The sequence below is a fragment of the Mycoplana sp. MJR14 genome, from assembly GCF_029210525.1.
Classification (GTDB): domain Bacteria; phylum Pseudomonadota; class Alphaproteobacteria; order Rhizobiales; family Rhizobiaceae; genus Mycoplana.
The window spans coordinates 129021-150457 of the sequence record NZ_JARGEO010000012.1 but is presented as its reverse complement, the minus strand read 5'-3'; the positions used below and the strand labels follow the sequence as shown (position 1 = coordinate 150457).

The following is a 21437-nucleotide window of genomic DNA, read 5'->3' as shown; positions in this document are numbered from 1 at the left end:
ATCCTCCTCCCAGCTCGCGGACAGGCCGGGAAACCGGTCCATAGGCGGTGCCTCCGGCACCGCCTTTTCTCTTTCTTGAGACCTTTTCGGTCATGCCTCCCGGTCGCATCCCTGCGCGGCCGGGAGGTTTTCTGTCAGGAAATCAGGGACGGTCGAGGTGGATCGTGACCCAGCCGTTGCGCCAGATGGTGCGCACGTGGCGCAGCCCGGCGCCGGAATAGGCGGCGATCACCTTCCAGCGCTGGTTGGCGAGGATGCCGGACAAGACGACCTGGCCGCCGGGGGCGAGGTGAGCGGCCAGCTGCGGTGCCATTCGCATCAGCGGGCGGGCCAGGATATTGGCGATGATCAGGTCGAAGGGGCCATGGCGGCGGAAGGCCGTGTGGTGGAAGCCGGTCGCCGTTTCCAGCACGATGCCGCTGGCGATGCCGTTCTTGCGCACGTTCTCGCGGGCGACCCTGGTGGCGATCGGGTCGATGTCGGTGGCCAGCACCGGAATGGGCGCGAGCTTGCGGGCGGCGATGGCGAGCACGCCGCTGCCGGTGCCGAGATCGAGCGCGGAGCGGATCTTCCGCGAGCGCATCACCCGCTCGATCACTTCGAGGCAGCCGGCGGTCGTGCCGTGATGGCCGGTGCCGAAGGCCTGGCCGGCGTCGATCTCGATTGCGATCTCGCCCGGGCGTACGGTGTCACGATCATGCGAGCCGTGGACGACGAAGCGCCCGGCCCGCACCGGCTGCAGGCCCTCCAGCGACTTGGCGATCCAGTCGACGTCGGGAATGTCCTCGCGCTCGATCCTGGCTGCGGGGAAGGCGGGCTTCACCAGTGCTGCGAACCGCGCCCGCATCTCCTCTTCCTCGTCGGCCATCAGGTACAGCGAGGCTTCCCAGATGTCGCGCTTCTCGTCGATCTCCATGGTGGCGATCGCATAGCCCTCGTCCTCGAAGGCGTCGGTCATCAGCGACAGGATCGCTTCGGCGTTCTTTTCGGTCGTGGTGATGAAAAGGCGGATCTCGCTCAAGGTCTCGGTTTTCCTGCTTGCCGGCCGGACGGCATGCCCTGGCCATTTCCCGTGCCGGGTCGTGCGGCGGCCAACGCGCCGCCATCCGGCCCGCGGCGCAGTAGCACGTTCGGCGCCTGCCGCAAAGCGCATCACTGCGGGGCGGCGAGCCAGGGCGGGTGTGGAGTGTCCATGCCGGCGATCCGGCGGACGAGCGCCCTCTCTGCAAAGGGGAGGTGGGCCATCAGCGGCAGGATCCGGTTTCGCAACGCCAGCGAGGCCGGCTGATCCATCGTCGCCATCGCGGTCAGCATGCGCGTCTGGCGGAGCACGCCGCGCACTGCCGGCAGCCGCAGCTTCGAATATTCCGCCTCGCGGCCCTCGGCGATCAGCCAGGCGAGCCAGCAGGCATCCTCGATGCCGAGGTTCATCCCGCGGGCGCCGATCGGCGAATGGATGTGGGCGGCGTCGCCGGCGAGGTAGACGCGGCCCTCCGACATCGCCTCGACGTGGCGGAAGCTGACGGTGAATTGCGAGCGCCAGCGCTGCTCGCCGTTCGGGCGCGGATGGACGATGCGGTCTTCGTAGTCCGGAAGCGTGGAGATGTAGCGCAACACGTTGGCGCGGACCGGGATGCAGGCCAGCACGCCCGGATTGAAGAACTGCACCCGTCCATGCGTGGCGTCGACCGGGGCGTCATAGGCATAGTCGGCGAGGAAGAACAGGTTGTCGAGCGCGTCGCCCGGAAAGCCGAAGCCGCAGGCCTTGCGCACCATGGAATGGGCGCCGTCGGCGCCGACGAGGATCGTCGGCCTGACGGTTTCGCCGCTGTCGTCGTTGCGCACCAGCGTCACCTCGGGCGCATCGGGCGTGCCGTCGACGCCGTTGACCCTGGTATGCCATTCCGGTTCGATCTCGAACGCCCGCAGCCGCTCCAGAAGCAGGCGCTCGGTGACGCCCTGCGGCAGGATGCTGAGTGCCGGCCCCGGTCCGCGGAACCGGTCGGTGCGGATCCGCAGCAGCGGGGCGCCGAGCGAGGAAAGCTGGAGACCCTCGATCGGCAGCGCCTGGGCGCGGATGTCGCCGGCGACGCCGGAGGGGCCGAGCAGCATCAGGGTGCGGGCGTTGACGCCGAGCGCCCGGCTTTCGTTCTCGGCCACCGGGCCATCGGTCTCTGCGACGATCCGCGGCCTGATGCCGCGACGGGCCAGTTCGAGCGCCAGCGCCAGTCCCACGGGTCCCGCGCCGGCGATGAGGATCGAGGTGTCGGCGCGTAAAACCATGGGCGGAGGTTCCTATCCCTTGATGAGGTTCTCCAGCTTTTGTACGGCAACATCGGGGTTCTCGCCATAGGCTATGGTGCCCCGGAACCGGCCGTCGCTATCGAGAAGGAAGACGGAGGCCGTGTGGTCCATGGTGTATTCGCCGTCCGGCTGGCTTTCGTCGACCGGAACCTTGCGGGCGTAGACGCGGAAGCCCTTGACCATGTCCATCACCTTGTCGGCCGGACCGGAAATGCCGGTGACGCGCTTGGAAACGTTGGAAACATAGGCGCCGAGGACCTCCGGCGTGTCGCGTTCCGGATCGACCGTGATGAAGTAGGCCTGCATCTTCGAGCCGTCAGGATCGGTCTTGGCGAGCCAGCCGTCGAGCTCGAACAGCGTGGTCGGGCACACTTCCGGGCAATGGGTGAAGCCGAAGAACAGCGCGGTCGGCTTGCCGGTGAACGCCTTCTCGGTGATGGGGCTGCCGTCCTGCGCCACCAGGCTGAAGGGGACGCCGAAGGGGCCTTCGGCCAGCTGGTCGTCGGTTCGCGTCATCTCCAGCGTCAGCCAGCCGAGCAGGCCGGCGAGGAGGGCAATGGCGATCCAGAGAATGATGCGTACGGTCTTCATGGGCAATCCGTCATCGGCAGGTCGGCCGCGGCGCGGCCGTTGAGACCGCTTCTTAGTCCGTCCTGGCGCCCTGGGCAAATGTACCTTTTGCCGCAAGCAGGCGCGGCCAGGGACGGCCCTGCCGGCCCGGCGCCGTCAGAAGCACCAGGACAGCCCGGTTTCGGCCATGGAGAGGAAGATCGACGAGCCATGCTCGAGCCAGCCGGCGAAGGCCAGTGTGGAGAGCGTGACAAGCACGGCCGCCCCGGAAGAGAGGAGGACGACGGCGCGGAGAGTGTGGCGGGCAGGTGTCATGGTCGCATTCTAGCGCAGGTGCGGCCCGACCGGAATGGGGCAGCGTGACGCTGCGAGACCTTGCCGCGGTCGGGCGGGAGCGGGCCGCAATGCCGCGCGCTGTGCCGATCCCGAACGTTCACATGGATTCTTAGCGTTTGCTTAATCTGTCTCTGCAAAGCTTGCGAAAGCGTATGGGCCGTCCTGGCCTCTCGGGCATGAGGTCCGCCGGCCGCACAGGCCTTGAGCGCAGTTGCGATCCCTCGGCCGAATCTGGGAACTCCGATCCATGTCCAACGCCATCAAGCAATCCGGCGCATATCTCGAAATCGTCTCCTTCCACCTCGGAGACCAGGAATTCTGCATCGACATCATGGCGATCCGCGAGATCCGCGGCTGGGCGCCGGTGACCCCGATGCCGCACACCCCGCCCTACGTGCTCGGCCTGATCAACCTGCGCGGCGCGGTGATCCCGGTCATCGACATGGCCTGCCGTCTCGGCATGAAGATGACCGAGCCGTCCGAGCGTTCGGCGATCATCGTCACCGACATCGCCGGCAAGCTCGTCGGCCTCCTCGTGGAGCAGGTCTCGGACATGATGACCATCAAGAGCGAAGACCTGCAGCCGGCGCCGGAGATCATCCCGGAAGCCCAGCGCGCCTTCTGCCGCGGCATCGTCGCCCTGGAAAAGACGATGGTCTGCTTCCTCAACCTCGACACCGTGATCGCCGACGAGCTGGCGCAGGCCGCCTGATCCCGAAAGCGCGGCTGTCGCCGGCCAGAACCCCGGGACGGACGTCGCCGGGGTTTTCGCGCGTGCGGCATTTTCGTCCCGCCGATCCCTGCATCCCCTTGATTCTTCGCAATGCCATGCTCCATGCTTGATCGTAGCCTGGGAGCCGATCCCGGACGATACGACAAGGATATGGAGTGCCCATCATGAAATGCCTGCTGCTCATCGACCTTCAGTCCGGGTTCTGCCCGGGCGGGAACCTAGCCGTTCCCGGGGGCGACGAAGTCATCCCGGTGGCTAACCGGCTGATGGCGAAAGGCGGCTACGACCTGATCGTCGCCTCGCAGGACTGGCATCCCGCCGACCACGGCAGCTTCGCCTCCAGCCATCCCGGACGGGCGCCTTTCGAGATGGGGGAACTGAAGGGCAAGCCGCAGATGCTGTGGCCGGACCACTGCGTCGAACACACGGAGGATGCCGCGCTACATCCCGCGCTCGACGTCACGCGGATCGACTACATCCAGAAAAAGGGCATGGACCGCGAGGTGGACAGCTATTCCGCCTTTCGCGACAACGACCGGACGGCCCATACGGGGCTTGCGGACTACCTGCGCACGCGCGGCGTGACGCAGATCGACATCGGCGGGCTTGCGACGGACTATTGCGTGCAGGCCTCGGCGATCGATGCGGTCGAGATGCTTCCCGGCGTGCGCGTGCGCTTCATCGAGGACCTGAGCCGCGGGATTGCGCCCGAGACGATCGCGGCCGCCGAGCAGGCCATGGCGGCGGCGGGTGTCGTGACCGTGACGGAGGCCGACATCCTGCGCGAGGCCCGCGCGGGGTGATGCCGGCCTGTGGTCGGAACAAATGGCGGCGAGCGACATTTGTCTTTGCGAAGGCGCAGGAAGCGCTGCAGGGAGACCATCATGAAACCGTTCGCAACCCTTTCGTCCATTCTGCTTGCCGGCGCGATCGCCGCTCCTGCGCTTGCCGCGACGACGATCGACGGCATGACCGTGCCGGTCCCGACCCCGCGTCCCGCCATCGAGATGGCACAGGCGTCGCATGACCCGATGAACCCGCCCGACGCCAGCGGCGGCCAGCAGGCCGGCGGGCAGGACATGGACATGATGAGCACCGGCGCCATCGCACCGACCGTATCGGGCGTCGGCGACTTCAAGGCCGTCGACATCACCAGGATCTCGGTGATGCGCGTCGACGAGGTTTCCGACGAGGACACCCGCGAGCAGTACCGGCTGCTTTCCGACAGTCATGGCGCGGATGTGCGGAAGCTGCAGTCCGACATCCGCTCGAATCCGGACCTGGTCGCGGCGCTGAAAGCGCAGCAGGTCGATGTCGACAACGTGATTTCCGTCCAGCAGAACGGCGACGGCAGCGTGACCTTCATCGTCATGTAGCTGTAGCCGGCAGTCACGGAGGAGGCGGCCGCAATGGGCCCGGAGCGATCCGGCCTATTGCGGCTTTCCGTTCGTCCAGGTGACGTTCTCGCCGAACAGCGGCACGGTGGAGATCGACATCTTCGCCGAGCCGTCGGTCAGTTCGCGTGAATGGGCGAGATAGATCAGCGTGTCGTTCTTGCGGTCGTATATGCGGGTGACGACCAGCTTCTTCCAGATCAGCGACAGGCCCGACTTGAACACCTCCTCGCCGCCCTTCGACAGGTCGATCTCCCCGATCGTGATCGGGCCGGTCTGCCGGCAGGCGATGGCGTTGTTGGAGGGATCCTCGAACCAGTTGCCCTTCTGCAGCCGGTCGAGCACGCCGCGGTCGAAATAGGTGATGTGGCAGGTGACGCCTGCGACGTCCGGGTCGCTGACGGCATCGATCAGGATGTCGTTGCCCATCCAGTCCACTCCCACCTCGCCGACCGTGTCGGCCAGCGTGCCTGTGGCAAAGAGGGCAAGGCCTGCAGCCAGGGCGATGCGAAGGCGGGAAGCGGTCATGCGGGCGTTCTCCGTGGGTTCGATGGGGGCGATGAAACGGAATCGATTCAAGGCGATATGCGGAAAGTCTCATGCATTGCAGCAGACCTTCTGCCCATCACTTAGGTCCTCTGATGCGCTTTGCAATGGCGAGGCGCAGTCCGCGCGGGCTTCAGGGCGCCTTTGCCGCCGCGATCGTCGCGAGGACGCTCTGCGGATCGGTGATGGTCAGCTCGTATTCTCGATCCTTCTCGGTGCCTTCCTCGGGTGATTCCGGGAGACGTTAGGGCGGCTGGAAGCCGGGAGCAACGGGGGAGGCCGACCGAGCCCCCTTCATCCCCGTCGCGGTGGGCGGATTTCCGGGGGCTTACGATTTGCGCCGGAGAGCGGGTGCGCTATGGATTGCATGCCAAAGCGAAGAATGCCGAAGAAGAAGGAAGCCGAAGTGGATGAATTGACGGCATTGTCCGCAACCGAACTCTCGCTGCGCATCCATGCCCGCAGCGTCTCCTGCCGGGCAGTGATGCAGGCCTTCCTCGAGCGGATCGAGGCGGTCAACCCGCTCGTCAACGCGATCGTCAGCCTGAGGGAGGCAGATGAACTGATGGAGGAGGCCGCGGCGGCGGACCGGGCGCTTGCGGAGGGGCGGTCGCGCGGATGGCTGCACGGCATGCCGTTCGCGGTCAAGGATCTCTCGGAGGCCAGGGGCGTGCGATGCACCTACGGCTCGCGCCTCTACCGCGATTTCGTCCCGGACTTTGACGACATCCATGTCGAGCGCATCCGTGCCGCCGGGGCCATCATCATCGGCAAGACCAATGCGCCGGAAATGGGGCTCGGCTCGCATACCTACAACGACGTCTTCGGCGTCACGCGCAACCCTTACGACCGGACGAAGAGTGCCGGCGGTTCGTCCGGCGGGGCGGCGGCGGCGCTGGCCGCGCGGCTCGTTCCCGTCGCCGACGGCAGCGACATGATGGGGTCCTTGCGCAACCCGGCGGCCTTCAACAACGTCATCGGTTTCCGGCCGAGCTTCGGCCGCGTGCCCTCGCTCGGCAACGAGCTCTTTCTCGGCCAGCATGCGGTGAACGGACCGATGGGGCGGAGCGTCGCCGACGTGGCGGCGCTGCTTGCGATCCAGGCGGGCCATGATGCCCGCGATCCGCTGTCGCTGCCGCGCGAGGATCTTGCGCCGGGCCGGGCAGGGGATCTCGCCGGGGTCAGGATCGGCTGGCTCGGCGACTTCGGCGGCCACCTGCCGTTCGAGCCCGGCGTCCTGGAGCTCTGCCGTTCGGCGCTCGACGCCTTCGTCGCGATGGGGGCATCCGTCGCCGAGGTGCCGCCGGGCTTCGACATGGACCGCCTCTGGCAGGGCTGGAGGACGTACCGCCATTTCCTCGTCGCATCGGCGCAGGCGGCCGACTACGACGATGCGGACAGACGGGCGATGATGAAGCCGGAATTGCGCTGGGAGATCGAGAACGGGCTGAGGCTTTCGGCCGCCGAGGTCGCGGCGGCTTCTGCGATCCGCAGCGACTGGTACCGATACGTGCTGGCCCTGTTCGAGCGGTACGAATTCCTGGTGCTGCCGGCAGCGCAGGTGTTCCCCTTCGACGCGACCATGCACTGGCCGCAGGCGATCGCGGGACGGGCGATGGACACCTATCACCGCTGGATGGAGGTGGTGATCGGGCCGACCATGGCCGGGCTGCCCGTGGCCGCCATGCCGGCCGGATTCGGCGCGGAGGGGCTGCCCGCCGGCATCCAGATCATCGGACCGCCGCGCGCGGACCGGGCGGTGCTGCAGGTCGCCGCAAGCTATGAGGCGCAAACCGGCTGGGCGGCACGGCTGCCCGCGATCGGCTGAAGCATCAGGGGGCCAGTGCCGGGCGCCCCTGGGTGCCGGGCACTGGGCGCCGGGCATTGTGATTTGGCGATTGCGCGGAGCGGACGTATCCTCAAGACGGTGCGGCCGCATCCGGGCCGCCGGGCATCGGGAGGGATCCATGGGGCGCAGATACATCGACTGCCGGGAATTTCCGAGCGTGATGAAGTGCACGATCGCCATCTCCGCCGACAGCGAGGAGGAACTGGTCAACGCCGCCGTGCTGCACGCGGTGAGCGTTCATGGCCACCAGGACACGCCGGCCTTCCGCGCCGAGATCCGCAAGGCCATCCATGACGGCATGCCGCCGCTGAAGGTGGCCTGAAACACCGCAACCGGCCGGATTCGGCCCGGCACCTGACGGGCGACGAGGATCGCGCGGACACCCCTTGCGCGCGGTGGCCGCGTTTGCGTCTCATCCGCCACATTGTCGTCCAGGCGGGCCGGCTCGCGCCTCGTTCCCGCCCTTTCTCCTTCATTAGCAGGTAAAGTATTTCATCGGCCCGCCGGCGCCCGGCCCGCGGCCCGCGAGAAAATTTTCACCGGCGTTTTTCGCCATCAATGCCGTTGAAAACGCTGGATGATTTACGTCCTCGACCAGCCCGCCGCCCCGTCCGACCGGCGCAATCCGGGACGCCGTAAAGGATTTGCTTACCATAGTTTGACAGCATTTCGGTCATTGTTTCGACCAGCGTGCATGGCACGGGGCGCCCAGAAGCGGGCGCTGCGACGCCATCAGGCCGGTCCCGACGACAATCCGTTCGATTGGCGCCGGATCGAGTAACCAGTAGTTTGGGTAACGAGTATCATGGCGTCATTTGTCGTTGCGTGCGGTGACCATCCCTCCCGTTCCGGGGGGCGCTCCATCCTCAGGACCACGCGCGGCATGCTCTTCGGCGCGATGGCCATGGGCCTTGCATTCGCCGCCGGCGCCTGGGTCGCGGCCGGGCTCGCCACGGTCCAGCCCGCTGCCTCGCCGGCCGCTGCCGCTAAGCAGGGGCGGCTGCAGGCCTCTCTCGAAATGCCGCCGGTGAAGAAGACGCCGGGCGAACGCAACATTCGCGTGAAGAAGTTCTCGCGGCTGTCGAAGACGCCGGCCGACCAGCTCTGGCCGGCGGGCCTCACGGTCTCGGTGATCAAGGAACACTACGACCGGCGCGCCGCTCTCGCCGCCGCCAAGATCGAGCGCGAGACGGCAAGGACGGCCAAGGCCTATGCGCTGGCCGGCTTCTCGCGGGCCGAGGCCGGCACCGTGGCGGCGGCGGATGTGACCGTGCAGACGTCGCTGGTCACCGCGCTCGTCGATCCGAACGTTGCGCGCCAGCCGCTCGACAAGCCCTTCGACCTGGTCCTTCCGGAGGAGGCGGCCGAACTCGGCCTGCCCGACACGATCCCGCTGCCGGAGGCCCGGCCGCGGCGGCTGGCGAAGGTCGACGACGCGGCCAGCGAGCGCCAGCCCGCGAAGCCTGCCGCGCGCGAACTCGCCTATGCCAGCCCGTCGCAGCTGAAGGACGACGACGAGGTCCGGCAGACGCGGCCCGGCCTGTTCAGCGGCTTCGGCCGGAAGGCGCGGGGACGCACCGCCTATTACGACATCTCCGCCGGGATCGTGCACCTGCCGAACGGCGAGCGGCTGGAGGCCCATTCCGGCATCGGCAAGATGCGCGACAACCCGCGTTACGCCCATATGAAGATGCGCGGCCCGACGCCGCCCGGCACCTTCAAGCTCTCCATGCGCGAGAAGCTGTTCCATGGCGTGCAGGCCCTGCGGATGACCTCGGTCGACGGCCAGCACCCGCTCGGCCGGACCGGTCTCCTGACGCATTCCTACCTGCTGGGGGCGAGCGGTAACTCGCATGGCTGCGTGGCGTTCAAGAACTATCCGCGCTTCCTCGCCGCCTTCAAGCGGGGCGAGATCGACACGCTGGTCGTCGTGCCCAGCATCGGCAGTTCGCGGCTGGCCTCGCTGATCGGCAAGCGAATCTAGTCCTGCAAGGGGACACTCCCAAAGGGGCATTTCCGGCGGCACGCCGATGAGGCCACGAGCCATCTTCCGGCGTCCGACATCGAACTCCGGCGTCCAGCGGCGTATTGCCGGCAGCCATCGCCGGCCGGGCATGCCGACCGGCGGAATTGAATTCTCTCGCTCGTGGCGTTCTTCCGGCGACGCCGGCGCGTTGAAAGCGCCCGCACGCGCGGCGCCGCGCACGGACCCGCTCCCGCAGGTGCCGTGCCCGCATGCGATCCCGTATCCGGACGGTCCTTGCCGACATCCGGACGATGAGGGCGCTATGCCATGAACAGCCGGCGCAGTACGGCAAAGAAGCCCGGAGGCTTCGGTGCCAGGATGGCCCGGATCTGTGCCGCCGCCGTTCCGGCGCTCACGGCCGATCCGTAGTGGCAGTAGCAGATGACCTCGTGCAACTCGTCGTCGGACAGTTCGAAGAACCGCCGCGCCTCGCCGTAGGTGTCGTCGGCCAGCCCGGCGGACCGCAGGACCGGATCGGCGAAGGCCACTGAGATCGGCGAGCCGTCACCCCGCATGGCGTTGCGGACGCTCGGCGACTGGTGTTCGGTCTGGCGTAGCGTCGACAGGTGCCAATGCGGATTCTTCTCAAGGAGTTCCGCCCAGCGCTCGAGGCGCTCCGTGCGCGTCAATGTCTGAGCCGGAAAGGTCTCGACTTCTGCAACAAGCCGCAGTTGTTCTACTGTTTGATGCTTCATCTTGGACTCCCATTTGAGGATGGATGTTCCGTCCCCCAATGCTCATGCAGCCCCCGGATGAAGGGTGACTCCACCGGGCGCAGATGTCCAATCACGATCGGAGATTTTCGTCGCCGGTTGCTGTTTGACCCCGTCGAGCCGCAGATACGAATCCATTGGCAACCATGGATGGATGTTTATCTCTTCTTTACTACTGGTTGCGTTCCGATCACAATCCGGTTCCGTCAACGGCGGTGGGTGCTGGAGGGAACCATGCTGGATATGCTGAAAGCTGCTGTCGCAGCCTATGTCGATTTCATCGGGCGGGTGTCGGGGGTAATGGGGCTGGATGCATCGGAGAGCGCCGCATCCGATGAGCTCACGGACGCGATCATTGCCGGCATTTCCACCGTGGTCCTGGCAGGCATTGCCTACCTCGGTCGTGAAGCGTTTAACGCGTTGCGTGCCGGGATTGAAGGAAGACGAAAATTCCGATCGGCGCAGGTCCGCTATGTTTTCGATGCGCGAATTTGGATGCGCGACTTCGAGAAGAAGTTCTGTCCGACAGAGGCCGATAAGCTGTTGGACTTGCTTGTGAACGGTGCAGACGACTTCCGGTTCAATATGGCCTCATCCAAGGACGGCGACTCCAATGAACTTATGCAATTCATTCACTGGCTGGAATCTGCAGAGATATACGCCATCCGCCAGTTCCTGACCTATGGCGAGTTGTTCGACAGCATGTGCGGTGCGATTTCGAGCGAGGGGTTTGCAAATATTGAAGTTGGTCGCAAGCTGAGCGGGCTCATCAAGACGATCGAAACCGGCGTTGATGCATACAGATATGCCGAGATATCGCTGTCTACGCTTGGAGAAAAGCGAAATTCAGTCTTCTGGAGATATCTCCAGAAACTCAGCGCCCTTGTTCTGAAGCTTGCTGTCCATGAGGACCGAAGGCATCTGGTGCCGCCTGCCGAGGACTTTTTCTCAGGGGCAAAATCCGCCAACCCGGTCACACAGCCCAAACACGGCTGGAGCTCGCAGGAAATTCAGCGCTTCGAGAAGAAGGCGAGGAAGAAGCTCGCGGCAGCTTTAGAAAAGCGGGGGTAGAGGCTTGGACATGATTGGCTCCGGCGCAAACGAACTCTCTATGAAGATAGTGGAAGGTGCGGCGAGCATCAAGTCGTGCCACGCCGCGTGCTGACCCGGATACGCCTCCAACGGCGTATCCTCACACCTTCTCCACGAACCCGTCCAGCACCTTCTTCTGGCCGGCGCGGTCGAAGTCGATGGTGAGCTTGTTGCCCTCGATCGCGGCGATGTTGCCGTTGCCGAACTTCAGGTGGAAGACGCGGTCGCCGACGGCAAAGCGCGAGGGCTCGCTGGTGGTGGACTTCGCGACCAGTTCGCCCTCGATGGTGCGCGCCCGCGGGCCGCTCTCGCCGTAGCCGATGCGCTCGACCGCATGGCCGGAGCGGCTGCCCCAGTTGTCGCGCGTGGCGTCGGTCTTGTTCTGCTGGGCGCGGCGCCAGCCGGGGGTGGAATAGGCGTTCTGGAACGGCTCCTGCTTGTCGAAGCGCGACTGGCCGTAGCCGCCGCGCCCGCCGTAGCCGCCATAGGACTGCTCGGTCTCGGCGACCTCGACATGGGCCTCGGGCAGTTCGTCGAGGAAGCGCGAGGGGATCGTCGACTGCCACAGGCCGTGGATGCGGCGGTTGGAGACGAACCAGATGTGGCAGTTGCGCTTGGCGCGGGTCAGCCCGACATAGGCGAGCCGGCGCTCTTCCTCGAGGCCGGCGCGACCGCCCTCGTCGAGCGCGCGCTGGTGGGGAAACAGGCCTTCCTCCCAGCCGGGCAGGAGGACGGTCTCGAATTCCAGCCCCTTGGCCGAGTGAAGCGTCATGATCGAGACGGCGTCGAGATCCTCGTTCTGCTCGGCGTCCATGACGAGCGAGACGTGCTCGAGGAAGCCGCGCATGCTTTCGAACTGCTCCATCGAGCGGACCAGTTCCTTCAGGTTCTCCAGCCGGCCGGGGGCTTCGGCCGACTTGTCGTTCTGCCACATCGCCGTGTAGCCGCTCTCGTCGAGGATCTGCTCGGCAAGCTCGGTGTGCGGCATGGTCTCCAAAAGCGCCGACCAGCGCTTGAAGTCGGCGACGACGTCGAACAGCGCCTTGCGCGCCTTCGGCTTCAGTTCGTCGGTCTCGACGATGTCGGCTGCCGCCGCCAGCATCGGGATGTCGCGGGCGCGGGCATAGTCGTGCAGGTTGCGGATCGTGGTGTCGCCCAGCCCGCGCTTCGGCGTGTTGACGATGCGCTCGAAGGCGAGGTCGTCGGCCGGCTGGCAGACGAGGCGGAAATAGGCCATGGCGTCGCGGATCTCGAGCCGCTCGTAGAAGCGCGGGCCGCCGATGACGCGGTAGTTCAGGCCGAGGGTGACGAAACGGTCTTCGAACTCGCGCATCTGGAAGGAGGCGCGCACCAGGATCGCCATGTCGTTGAGGTTGTGGCGCCGGCCGTTCCTGTCCGGCCGCTGCAGGCTCTCGATCGTCTCGCCGACGGCGCGGGCTTCCTCTTCCGAATCCCAGGCGGCGTGGACGACGACCTTGCCGTCCTCGGGGTCGTGGCGGTCGGTGAACAGCGTCTTGCCGAGCCGGCCCTCGTTGTGGGCGATCAGGTGGCCGGCGGCGCCGAGGATATGGGCGGTCGAGCGGTAGTTGCGCTCCAGCTTGATCACCTTGGCGCCGGGGAAATCCTTCTCGAAGCGCAGGATGTTGTCGACCTCGGCGCCGCGCCAGCCATAGATCGACTGGTCGTCGTCGCCGACGCAGCAGATGTTTATCTGCTGCTTTTCGTTTGCGCTCACGCTGTCGCCGCTGCGCGGCTCGCTCCGCGGGGGCGCGCCATCGGGCGCGACGGCCGCCTGGCCTTGCCGTCCTTCGGACCGATAGGCGCCTGTATCATCCCATGGTTCGGAACGTGGTGCGGCTTGCATCTCCCCCTCAAGGGGGGAGATCGGGCGACGGGTCGACCGTTGCGCCAGCAACCTCAGCCACATGTACTGGGCGGTGTTCGTATCCTGGTACTCGTCCACCAGGATGTAGCGGAACTTCTGGTGGTAGTCCTTGAGGATATCCGGATTGGTGCGCAGGATGCGGATCGGGTGCAGCAGCAGGTCGCCGAAGTCGCAGGCGTTCAGCGTCTTCAGGCGGTTCTGGTAGGCGGCGTAGAGTTCGCGGCCCTTGCCGTTGGCGAAGGCGCGGGCGTCGCCCTCGGGGATCTGCGCCGGATCCAGCCCCTTGTTCTTCCAGGTGTCGATCATGCCGGCGAACTGCTTGGCCGGCCAGCGCTTGTCGTCCAGCCCTTCGGCCTGGATGATCTGCTTAATCAGGCGGACGACGTCGTCGGTGTCGAGAATGGTGAAGTCGGACCGCAGCCCGACGAGCTCGGCGTGGCGGCGCAAGAGCTTGACGCCGATCGAGTGGAAGGTGCCGAGCCAGGGCATGCCCTCGACGGCGCCGCCGACGAGCAGGCCGATGCGCTCCTTCATCTCGCGCGCCGCCTTGTTGGTGAAGGTGACGGCGAGGATCTGCGAGGGATAGGCGCGGCCGGTCGCGAGAATATGGGCGATGCGGGTGGTCAAGACGCGCGTCTTGCCGGTGCCGGCGCCGGCGAGCACGAGCACCGGTCCGTCGAGCGTCTCGACCGCCTCGCGCTGCTCCGGGTTCAGGCCGGAGAGATAGTCGGGCACGCGGTGCTGATCGCGGGCGGCCATGGCGCGCGCGGCGATGCCGCCGGTCGGGCCCGGTCCGGCCGTGGAAGGGGCTGCCGGGGACCTCGGGCCGGGGGCAGGGGCCTTCTTCAGCGCCGGATCGTCGTCGTCGAAGAAGGGAATGTCGTCGTAACCGCTCATCATGCGGCCCAATGTAGTGATTCGGGGCCGAAAGGCCAGTTGCGCGTTCCTCTTTTATTCCGGTCGCCTGCCGGCAAGCGGGCGGCCGGACATGAGGGAACGGGCGTCTCCTACTGGTAGACGACGATGCGGGCGTGCTGCGGCACGCGGGTGTAGAGGTCGATCACGTCCTGGTTCATCAGGCGGACGCAGCCGGAGGAGACCGCCTTGCCGATCGAACGCCATTCCGGATTTCCGTGCAGGCGATAGAGCGTGTCCTCGCCGTTCTGGAAAATATAGAGGGCGCGCGCGCCGAGCGGGTTCTTCAGGCCCGGCTCCATGCCGCCGTTCTCGATGGAGTATTTCGCAAGCTCCGGCTGGCGGGCGACCATCTCGTTCGGCGGCTTCCAGCGCGGCCAGGCCTGGCGCCAGTGGATGACGCCTTCGCCCTGCCAGGCAAAGCCCTCGCGGCCGATGCCGACGCCGTAGCGCATCGCCGTCCCGCCCGGCTCGATGACGTAGAGGAAGCGCTTCGGGGTGTCGACGACGACCGTGCCGGCGGGCTCGCCGGTCGGGTCGATCACCCGCTGGCGGTAGAACTGCGGGTCGATCTCCTGGTAGGGCACCGGGGGAATCAGGAAGCCGCCGTCCTCGACCGGGCCGTACATCACCTGCAGCTCCGCATCGCTCGGCGGCACGATGGGACGCCGGGGCGCGACCGGGACGGGGGCGTAGCCACGCGGCATGGACGTGGAGCAGCTTGCCAGTGCCGCCGACGCGGCTGCCAGTAGGAACGTTCTCCGGGAAGTGGGCGACATGCGATGCGGGTCTTTCGAGGCGGGGTTGTGCGGGTGCTGTGATCCGTAGCGAAGTTGTCTGCGTGAACGCAAGGCGGGTCTGCGATCACATCTTTGTCACGGCGGCCGCGGTTCCTTCAAGCAAAGCCTGTGCGCCGCCCCGGCCGCCGGCGCATGTCGGCGCGCCGGTGGTGCGCTTCGGCAACGCTCCCGGATGCCAGCCTAGTTGCGGTCGGCGTCGAACACTCCGTCGACGGGGACCTGCAGGGCGGTCGCGAGCTGGTTGGTCCGCGCCGCGAGCGAGATGATCGAGAGAAGCTCGGCGTGCTGGGCCTCGGTCATGCCCTTGGCCTTCGCCGCCGCCGTGTGCGAATGAACGCAGTAGCTGCAGCCGTTCGTGGCCGAGACGGCGATGTAGAGCATCTCCTTGACCAGCGGATCGAGCACCGACGGCGTCGCCATGATCGCCTTGACGTCGCGCCAGGTGCTTTCGAGCAACGCCGGGTCGAAGGCGAGATAGAGCCACATGTTGTTGATGAAGTCGGATTTCCGCGTGGCGCGGATATCGTCGAAGACGGCCTTCACGCGGGGATCGGCCTCGAGGTCGGGGGCAGGCTTGACGGTGCTCATGGGGACGCTTCCTCTTGGAGTTGGACCGGCGGCGGCGGCCGCCGGTCTTGGCAAGCTTCAGATCGGCAAGCCTCACAGAAGGGCGATCACGCGGGACGGACCGCCGGTGCCGCCGCGCACCTTGGGCGCCCCGACGACGAGCGTGGCGCCCTTCGCGGGCAGGCTGTCGAGATTGGCGATCGCCTCGAGACCCCAGCGGCCGGCCGGAAGCCAGGCATTGTGGGCCGCGAAATCCGGCGAAAGGCCGTAGTCGAGCGAGAGCGTGTCGACGGCGATGCCGGCCGCCTTCGTCTCGAGCAGGGCCTCGACCGCTTCGACGTGGAAGCCGGGGAAGTGCAGCTTGCCGTCGGCGTCGGCGTTGCGGAACGTGTCGGTGCCGAGATGCTTCGACCAGCCGGAGTTCAAGGCGACGCAGGCATTGTCGGGGATGTCGCCGTTGGCGGCCGTCCAGGCCTTGATGTCGTCGGGCGTCAACTGCGCGTCCGGGTTGGCCGCAGCCCTTTCGCGAATGTCGATGACGACGAGCGGAACGACGAGATTTTCGACCGGGATTTCGGCGACCGAGAGGCCGTCGGCGGAAAAATGCAGTGGCGCGTCCAGATGGGTGCCCGTGTGCTCGCCGTAGCGCAGCTCGAACAGGTTGAAGGAATGCTCCTTGAAGTTGAACTTCTGCTCGCGGAAGAACTGCTGCGGACCGAAATAGGTCGGAAATTCCTCATGGAGTTCGTGGGTCAGGTCCGCCACGCCGGTCGGGGCGGCGGCGAGCACCGGCCCGAGGGGGGCGGTGGCAGCCACCGCAGCCGTGGCCGCACCTGCGGCTGCGGCGCGAAACAGGTTGCGCCTGGAAAGCATGTTCCTCTTGACGGATTCAATCACACAAGCGTCGCACATCGCATTCCCCTTTCCGAAAAGATACACTGTCCATGGAGACGAGGCGAACCCGGTTCGCCCGATGCGAAGGCTATCAAGCGGGCGGGGCCCCGTCAGCACAGCGGATTGCTGCAACCAGCACCGGTGGCGAACGAATTTTCGCGCGAACCTTACAAATACGTAATGATCGCATTCTTTCATTGCCGGTTCATGGGTCAGGCATGATACTTGGCCCGTTCGGCGAACCGCCCTTCGGGCGGAAGGCCGTGTCATGTCCGGAGTCCTGGATGCGCGTTTGGAAGCAACTGCTTGTCAGCCTCGCCGTCGTCGGCGTCGGCATCGTCGTCTGGGGACGGCTTGCGCCCGGCGCAGCCGATACGATGAAGGCTGCAGGCGTTCCCGACGGGATCGTGTCCTGGATGGCCCCGGCGGATGCGGCCGAAGGCGGCAGGCAGCGACAGGGTGGGGGCCAGGGACAGGGGCAGGGTGGACAGGGGCAGGGTGGACAGGGCGGCGGCCGGCGCCAGGCCGGCGGCTTCGGCGGTCCGACGCTCGTCGTGACGCGGCCGGTCGAGCTCGCGGTCGTCAACGACCGCCTCAACGCGATCGGCGACGGCGAGGCGATCCGCTCGGTGATCGTGACGCCCTATTCGACCGGCAACCTCATCGACGTCTTCGTGAAATCCGGCGACCGGGTGGCGCAGGGACAGGTAATGGCGCGGCTCGACAACGACGAGCAGAAGATCGCCGCAGACCAGGCCCGCCTGACCCGCGACCGGGCGCGCGACAAGCTGAAGCGCTACGAGAACCTGAAGGCGGCTGCGGCCGTCACGGACGTCGCCATCCAGGACGCGCGCGACGAGCTGAAGGCGGCGGAACTGGCGCTGCAGAAGGCCGAGCTCGACCTGCACCGCCGCGACATCAACGCGCCCTTCGACGGCGTGGTCGGCATCATCCTCGTCAATGTCGGCGACTACGTCACCACGTCGAGCGAGATCGCCCGGGTCGATGACCGCTCCGACATCCTCGTCGATTTCTGGGTGCCGGAACGCTTCGCGACGAAGGTCCGCGTCGGCGGCCCGATCTCCGCCACCGCGATCGCCCGGCCCGGCGAGGTGTTCACCGGCTCGGTCGAGGCGATCGACAACCGCATCGACCAGGCAAGCCGCACGCTGAGGATCCGGGCGCGGATCGACAACCCGCAGGACATCCTGCGGGCCGGCATGTCGTTCTCCGTCAACATGCACTTCGAGGGCGACCGCTACCCGAGCGTCGACCCGCTGGCGCTGCAGTGGAGCGCCGACGGCTCCTATGTCTGGCGGATCGCCGGCGACAAGGCGCAGAAGGTGCCGGTGAAGATCATCCAGCGCAATCCCGACCGGGTGCTCGTCGACGCCAAGCTGGACGACAACGAGGTCGTCGCGACCGAGGGGCTGCAGCGGCTGCGTGACGGCGCCGACGTCAAGGTACTGGGTGCCGAAGGCCGGCCGCGCCAGCCGGCTGCCGCGGAGGGAACGTGATGGCGGCAAAGACCGGCGAGACCGACATCCACGGCGGGCAGGGCGGGTTCACGGCGCTGTTCGTACGCCGGCCGATCTTCGCGCTCGTCGTCAACACGCTGATCGTCGTCGCCGGGCTCGCCGCTTTCAGCGGCGTCGAGATCCGCGAGCTGCCGTCGGTCGACCAGCCGGTCATCACCGTGACGACGGAATTCGAGGGCGCTTCGCCCGAGACGGTCGACCGCGAACTGACGGACGTGATCGAAGGTGCCGTGTCGCGCGTGCAGGGGATCAAGGACATCTCCTCGACCTCGTCGTTCGGGCGCAGCCGCGTCACCTTGCAGTTTTCCGACACGACCGACGTCAGCCAGGCGGCCAACGACGTGCGCGATGCGCTCGGCCGCGTCGCCAACCAGATCCCCGACGGGGCAGAGGAACCGCGCGTCGTCAAGGCTGACGCCGACAGCCAGCCGATCATGCGGCTGGCGCTCACCTCCGACCGGCTGTCGATGGAGGACCTGACGCTTCTGGCGGAGAACGAGGTCACCGACCGGCTCGCCGCCGTCGAAGGCGTCGCGGACGTGGACGTGTCCGGCGAACAGGAAAAGGTGTTCCGCGTCGATATCGACCAAGCGAAGCTCGCCAGCCGCGGCCTCACCATCGCGGACCTGAGCGATGCGCTGGAGACGGCGTCCTTCGACGTGCCGGCCGGTTCGCTCACCAGTATGAACCAGGACATCACCGTGCGGGCCACGGCCGACCTCGCCACGCCGGAAGACTTCGAGAACCTGATGCTGCAGAACCGCGTCCGGCTCGGCGATCTGGCGACGATCACGCTCGGCCCCGACGACGGCACGACGGCGCTGCGCTCGAACGGAAAGCCCGGCATCGGCCTCGGCATCATCCGCCAGGCGCAGTCCAACACGCTCGACATCTCCGCAGGCATCCGCGCCACCGTCGAGCAGTTGAAGGACATCCTGCCCGAGGGCACGGAACTCAGGGTGACGAGCGACGACGCCGTCTTCATCGACGGGGCGCTGCACGAGGTCGAGATCGCGCTCCTGGTCGCCGTGGCGATCGTGACGCTGGTGATCTACCTGTTCCTGCTCGACTGGCGCGCCACGCTCATCCCGACGATCTCGATGCCGATCGCGCTGATCGGCACGATCGCGGCCATCTATCTCGCCGGCTTCTCGGTCAACATCCTCACGCTGCTTGCCATCGTGCTGGCCACCGGCCTCGTCGTCGACGATGCGATCGTGGTGCTGGAGAACATCGTGCGGCGGCGCGCCGAGGGACTGGGCCCGCGGGCGGCGGCCGTGCTCGGGACGCTGGAGGTGTTCTTCGCCGTCATCGCCACGACCGCGACGCTCTGCGCGGTGTTCGTGCCGCTGTCCTTCCTGCCGGGCCAGACCGGCCGGCTCTTCCGCGAATTCGGCTTCGTGCTGGCGTTTGCGCTGCTTCTGTCGGGCTTCGTCGCGCTGACGCTGTGCCCGATGCTCGCCTCGCGCATGCTGACGAAGGAGAATGTCGAGCATGGCCACGGCGGCATCCTCGGGCGGTTCGGCAATTTTTGCGCCGGCTTCTATCGCCGCACGCTGAAGGCCTGCCTCAACGCGCCGATGGTCGTCTTCGCCGTCGCCTTGCTGTTCACCGCCTTCGGCGCCGGATCGTTCCTGTCGCTGAAATCCGAGCTGACCCCCAGCGAGGACCGCTCGCTGGTGATGATGCGCATCCAGGCGCCGCAGGGCGTATCGCTGGAATATGCACAGGACCAGATGCGCCTGATCGAGGAAAAGCTGCGGCCGCTCTACGACAACGGCGAGATCGTCAACATCTACTCGGTTTCGGGGCAGGGCGGCTCGACCAACAGCGGCTTCATGGTGCTCACGCTCGCCCCCTGGAGCGAGCGGGACCGCACCCAGCAGCAGATCGTCGCCGACATCAATGCGGCGGCGGCCGCGGTGCCTTCGGTGCGCGCCTTCGCCATCCAGCCCAACAGCCTCGGCATCCGCGGCGCCGGAAACGGCCTGCAGGTGGCGCTTGTCGGCAACAACTACGACAAGCTCGGACGGGCGGCGGCGGAGCTCGTCAGGAAGATCGAGGACAGCGGCCGGTTCGAGAACGTCCGCCTGAACTACGAGGCGAACCAGGCGCAGCTGTCGGTCACCATCGACCGCGAGCGCGCCTCCGACCTCGGCATCGACATCAACGGGCTGTCGGCGGCGCTGAAGGCCATTCTCGAGGGAACGAGCATCGTCGACGTCTATGTGGAGGGGCAGGCCTATCCGGTCGTCATCTCGTCGACGACCAACCCGGTCAACGACCCGACCGACCTGGAGAACATCTTCCTCAAGACGGGCGACGGCAAGATCGTGCCGATGTCGTCGATCGCGACGCTCGAGGAGAAGGCGGTGGCGCCGCAGCTTTCCCGCGAGCAGCAGCTGCGCGCCGTCTCGCTTTCGGCGGGGCTGAAGGGCGGGCTTGCGCTCGGCGACGCGCTGAAGATGGTCGAGCAGATGGCCGAGCCGCTGCTGCCGCCGGGCTCGCGCCTCATTCCGATGGCGGAGGCCGCGACGCTGGATGAGAACACCAACGGCCTGATCATCACCTTCGGCTTCGCGCTCGTCATCATCTTCCTCGTGCTCGCCGCCCAGTTCGAAAGCGTCGTCAGCGCGCTGATCATCATGACGACGGTGCCGCTCGGGCTTGCCTGCGCCATCTTCGCCATGATCCTGACGGGCACTTCGCTGAACATCTACAGCCAGATCGGCCTGGTGCTGCTCGTCGGCATCATGGCCAAGAACGGCATCCTGATCGTCGAATTCGCCAACCAGCTGCGCGATCGCGGCCAGGACGTGCGGAGCGCCATCGAGGACGCCTCCAACATCCGCCTGCGGCCGGTGATGATGACGATGATCGCAACCGTCGTCGGTGCGCTGCCGCTCGTGCTGGCGAGCGGGGCGGGCGCGGAAGCCCGCATCGCGCTCGGCTGGGTGCTCGTCGGCGGCCTCGGGCTCGCCGCCGTCGTGACCCTCTACCTGACGCCGGTCGCCTATCTCACCATCGCCCGCTTCAGCAAGCCGCATGCCGACGAGGAACGGCGGCTGCGGCGGGAGATGGAGGCGGCCGCCGGCCTCGGGCCGAAGGCGATCGACATGGAGGGGCGCGAACTGCTGCCGCCCCCGCCGGCGCAGGCCGCGGAATGAGGCGAACGCCGGCCGGTGTCGTTCGTCTGCGCCGGCGAGACCATCCGACAGGCCGGGCATGATCTTCATCCCTCGGCAACCCTCTTTGCAATTGCCGGTCGCAAGCCA

19 protein-coding genes are annotated in these 21437 nt (G+C 66.8%); 9 read left to right on the top strand and 10 right to left on the bottom strand.

Going from position 1 to position 21437, the window contains the following annotated elements; genetic code table 11:
• Nucleotides 1-142: 142 nt before the first annotated feature.
• The 4 genes from P0086_RS22265 to P0086_RS22250 form a co-directional block, all read right to left on the bottom strand.
• A complete protein-coding gene (locus P0086_RS22265; protein ID WP_148179236.1) occupies nt 143-1021 on the bottom strand; it encodes a 50S ribosomal protein L11 methyltransferase in 879 nt (292 codons plus the stop codon).
• A gap of 131 nt (nt 1022-1152) precedes the next feature.
• Nucleotides 1153-2283, bottom strand: coding sequence for an NAD(P)/FAD-dependent oxidoreductase (locus P0086_RS22260; RefSeq protein WP_112597777.1), 1131 nt, complete (start codon nt 2281-2283; stop codon nt 1153-1155).
• A 12-nt stretch (nt 2284-2295) separates the two neighbouring features.
• Nucleotides 2296-2895 (bottom strand): SCO family protein, encoded by a 600-nt coding sequence (locus P0086_RS22255; protein WP_112597775.1) that lies wholly within the window; start codon nt 2893-2895, stop codon nt 2296-2298.
• A 135-nt stretch (nt 2896-3030) separates the two neighbouring features.
• Complete coding sequence (locus P0086_RS22250; protein ID WP_275790018.1) at nt 3031-3189, bottom strand: hypothetical protein; 159 nt, start codon at nt 3187-3189, stop codon at nt 3031-3033.
• A gap of 268 nt (nt 3190-3457) precedes the next feature.
• Here P0086_RS22250 and P0086_RS22245 point away from each other — a divergent pair, with 268 nt between their 5' ends.
• The 3 genes from P0086_RS22245 (at nt 3458) to P0086_RS22235 (ending at nt 5319) form a co-directional block, all read left to right on the top strand.
• A complete protein-coding gene (locus tag P0086_RS22245) occupies nt 3458-3922 on the top strand; it encodes a chemotaxis protein CheW (protein ID WP_018326507.1) in 465 nt (154 codons plus the stop codon).
• Nucleotides 3923-4107: 185 nt separating this feature from the next.
• Nucleotides 4108-4746: a bifunctional nicotinamidase/pyrazinamidase gene (gene pncA, locus P0086_RS22240; protein WP_112610044.1), complete on the top strand. Its 639-nt coding sequence runs from the start codon at nt 4108-4110 to the stop codon at nt 4744-4746.
• Nucleotides 4747-4827: 81 nt separating this feature from the next.
• On the top strand, nt 4828-5319 hold the full coding sequence (locus P0086_RS22235; RefSeq protein ID WP_275789999.1) for a hypothetical protein: 492 nt from the start codon (nt 4828-4830) through the stop codon (nt 5317-5319).
• Nucleotides 5320-5373: 54 nt separating this feature from the next.
• On the opposite strand, the gene P0086_RS22230 is transcribed toward P0086_RS22235, so the two are convergent.
• The gene (locus P0086_RS22230; protein WP_112597769.1) at nt 5374-5865 is read right to left on the bottom strand and encodes a CreA family protein; all 492 of its coding nucleotides are present in this window, start codon (nt 5863-5865) and stop codon (nt 5374-5376) included.
• A 376-nt stretch (nt 5866-6241) separates the two neighbouring features.
• On the opposite strand from P0086_RS22230, the gene P0086_RS22225 reads away from it, so the two are divergent.
• The 3 genes from P0086_RS22225 to P0086_RS22215 all read left to right on the top strand — a co-directional run bounded on the left by P0086_RS22225 (nt 6242) and on the right by P0086_RS22215 (nt 9716).
• Complete coding sequence (locus P0086_RS22225; RefSeq protein WP_345799324.1) at nt 6242-7711, top strand: amidase; 1470 nt, start codon at nt 6242-6244, stop codon at nt 7709-7711.
• A gap of 139 nt (nt 7712-7850) precedes the next feature.
• Complete coding sequence (locus P0086_RS22220) at nt 7851-8054, top strand: DUF1059 domain-containing protein (protein ID WP_112597765.1); 204 nt, start codon at nt 7851-7853, stop codon at nt 8052-8054.
• A 561-nt stretch (nt 8055-8615) separates the two neighbouring features.
• A complete protein-coding gene (locus P0086_RS22215; RefSeq protein ID WP_275789994.1) occupies nt 8616-9716 on the top strand; it encodes a DUF2778 domain-containing protein in 1101 nt (366 codons plus the stop codon).
• 302 nt (nt 9717-10018) lie between these two features.
• Here P0086_RS22215 and P0086_RS22210 read toward each other — a convergent pair whose 3' ends face one another.
• Nucleotides 10019-10453, bottom strand: a complete 435-nt coding sequence (locus P0086_RS22210) for a hypothetical protein (protein ID WP_112597763.1) — start codon at nt 10451-10453, stop codon at nt 10019-10021.
• Nucleotides 10454-10705: 252 nt separating this feature from the next.
• On the opposite strand from P0086_RS22210, the gene P0086_RS22205 reads away from it, so the two are divergent.
• On the top strand, nt 10706-11542 hold the full coding sequence (locus tag P0086_RS22205; RefSeq protein ID WP_275789991.1) for a hypothetical protein: 837 nt from the start codon (nt 10706-10708) through the stop codon (nt 11540-11542).
• Between the two features lie 121 nt (nt 11543-11663).
• Here P0086_RS22205 and P0086_RS22200 read toward each other — a convergent pair whose 3' ends face one another.
• The 4 genes from P0086_RS22200 to P0086_RS22185 all read right to left on the bottom strand — a co-directional run bounded on the left by P0086_RS22200 (nt 11664) and on the right by P0086_RS22185 (nt 16642).
• The gene (locus tag P0086_RS22200; protein WP_275790052.1) at nt 11664-14348 is read right to left on the bottom strand and encodes a UvrD-helicase domain-containing protein; all 2685 of its coding nucleotides are present in this window, start codon (nt 14346-14348) and stop codon (nt 11664-11666) included.
• Nucleotides 14349-14455: 107 nt separating this feature from the next.
• A complete protein-coding gene (locus P0086_RS22195; RefSeq protein WP_112600617.1) occupies nt 14456-15142 on the bottom strand; it encodes a L,D-transpeptidase in 687 nt (228 codons plus the stop codon).
• Between the two features lie 201 nt (nt 15143-15343).
• Nucleotides 15344-15751, bottom strand: coding sequence for a carboxymuconolactone decarboxylase family protein (locus tag P0086_RS22190; RefSeq protein WP_112600281.1), 408 nt, complete (start codon nt 15749-15751; stop codon nt 15344-15346).
• Nucleotides 15752-15823: 72 nt separating this feature from the next.
• Entirely contained in the window at nt 15824-16642 is an 819-nt protein-coding gene (locus tag P0086_RS22185; protein WP_275789986.1) for a cyclase family protein, read from the bottom strand.
• Between the two features lie 266 nt (nt 16643-16908).
• On the opposite strand from P0086_RS22185, the gene P0086_RS22180 reads away from it, so the two are divergent.
• Nucleotides 16909-18141, top strand: coding sequence for an efflux RND transporter periplasmic adaptor subunit (locus P0086_RS22180; RefSeq protein WP_275789983.1), 1233 nt, complete (start codon nt 16909-16911; stop codon nt 18139-18141).
• Nucleotides 18141-21329: an efflux RND transporter permease subunit gene (locus P0086_RS22175; RefSeq protein ID WP_112600278.1), complete on the top strand. Its 3189-nt coding sequence runs from the start codon at nt 18141-18143 to the stop codon at nt 21327-21329. Before P0086_RS22180 ends, P0086_RS22175 begins: the two co-directional genes overlap by 1 nt.
• The last annotated feature ends 108 nt before the right edge of the window (nt 21330-21437 follow it).

Excerpts from the sequence above, each read along its gene's own strand:
- P0086_RS22235 (WP_275789999.1), top strand. The coding sequence starts at position 4,828 with ATGAAACCGTTCGCAACCCTTTCGTCCATTCTGCTTGCCGGCGCGATC.
- P0086_RS22245 (WP_018326507.1), top strand. The coding sequence starts at position 3,458 with ATGTCCAACGCCATCAAGCAATCCGGCGCATATCTCGAAATCGTCTCC.
- P0086_RS22210 (WP_112597763.1), bottom strand. The coding sequence starts at position 10,453 with ATGAAGCATCAAACAGTAGAACAACTGCGGCTTGTTGCAGAAGTCGAG.
- P0086_RS22260 (WP_112597777.1), bottom strand. The coding sequence starts at position 2,283 with ATGGTTTTACGCGCCGACACCTCGATCCTCATCGCCGGCGCGGGACCC.
- P0086_RS22220 (WP_112597765.1), top strand. The coding sequence starts at position 7,851 with ATGGGGCGCAGATACATCGACTGCCGGGAATTTCCGAGCGTGATGAAG.
- P0086_RS22185 (WP_275789986.1), bottom strand. The coding sequence starts at position 16,642 with ATGTGCGACGCTTGTGTGATTGAATCCGTCAAGAGGAACATGCTTTCC.
- P0086_RS22180 (WP_275789983.1), top strand. The coding sequence starts at position 16,909 with ATGCGCGTTTGGAAGCAACTGCTTGTCAGCCTCGCCGTCGTCGGCGTC.
- pncA (WP_112610044.1), top strand. The coding sequence starts at position 4,108 with ATGAAATGCCTGCTGCTCATCGACCTTCAGTCCGGGTTCTGCCCGGGC.
- P0086_RS22255 (WP_112597775.1), bottom strand. The coding sequence starts at position 2,895 with ATGAAGACCGTACGCATCATTCTCTGGATCGCCATTGCCCTCCTCGCC.
- P0086_RS22195 (WP_112600617.1), bottom strand. The coding sequence starts at position 15,142 with ATGTCGCCCACTTCCCGGAGAACGTTCCTACTGGCAGCCGCGTCGGCG.
- P0086_RS22190 (WP_112600281.1), bottom strand. The coding sequence starts at position 15,751 with ATGAGCACCGTCAAGCCTGCCCCCGACCTCGAGGCCGATCCCCGCGTG.
- P0086_RS22215 (WP_275789994.1), top strand. The coding sequence starts at position 8,616 with ATGCTCTTCGGCGCGATGGCCATGGGCCTTGCATTCGCCGCCGGCGCC.
- P0086_RS22205 (WP_275789991.1), top strand. The coding sequence starts at position 10,706 with ATGCTGGATATGCTGAAAGCTGCTGTCGCAGCCTATGTCGATTTCATC.
- P0086_RS22200 (WP_275790052.1), bottom strand. The coding sequence starts at position 14,348 with ATGATGAGCGGTTACGACGACATTCCCTTCTTCGACGACGACGATCCG.
- P0086_RS22225 (WP_345799324.1), top strand. The coding sequence starts at position 6,242 with ATGGATTGCATGCCAAAGCGAAGAATGCCGAAGAAGAAGGAAGCCGAA.
- P0086_RS22230 (WP_112597769.1), bottom strand. The coding sequence starts at position 5,865 with ATGACCGCTTCCCGCCTTCGCATCGCCCTGGCTGCAGGCCTTGCCCTC.
- P0086_RS22250 (WP_275790018.1), bottom strand. The coding sequence starts at position 3,189 with ATGACACCTGCCCGCCACACTCTCCGCGCCGTCGTCCTCCTCTCTTCC.
- P0086_RS22175 (WP_112600278.1), top strand. The coding sequence starts at position 18,141 with ATGGCGGCAAAGACCGGCGAGACCGACATCCACGGCGGGCAGGGCGGG.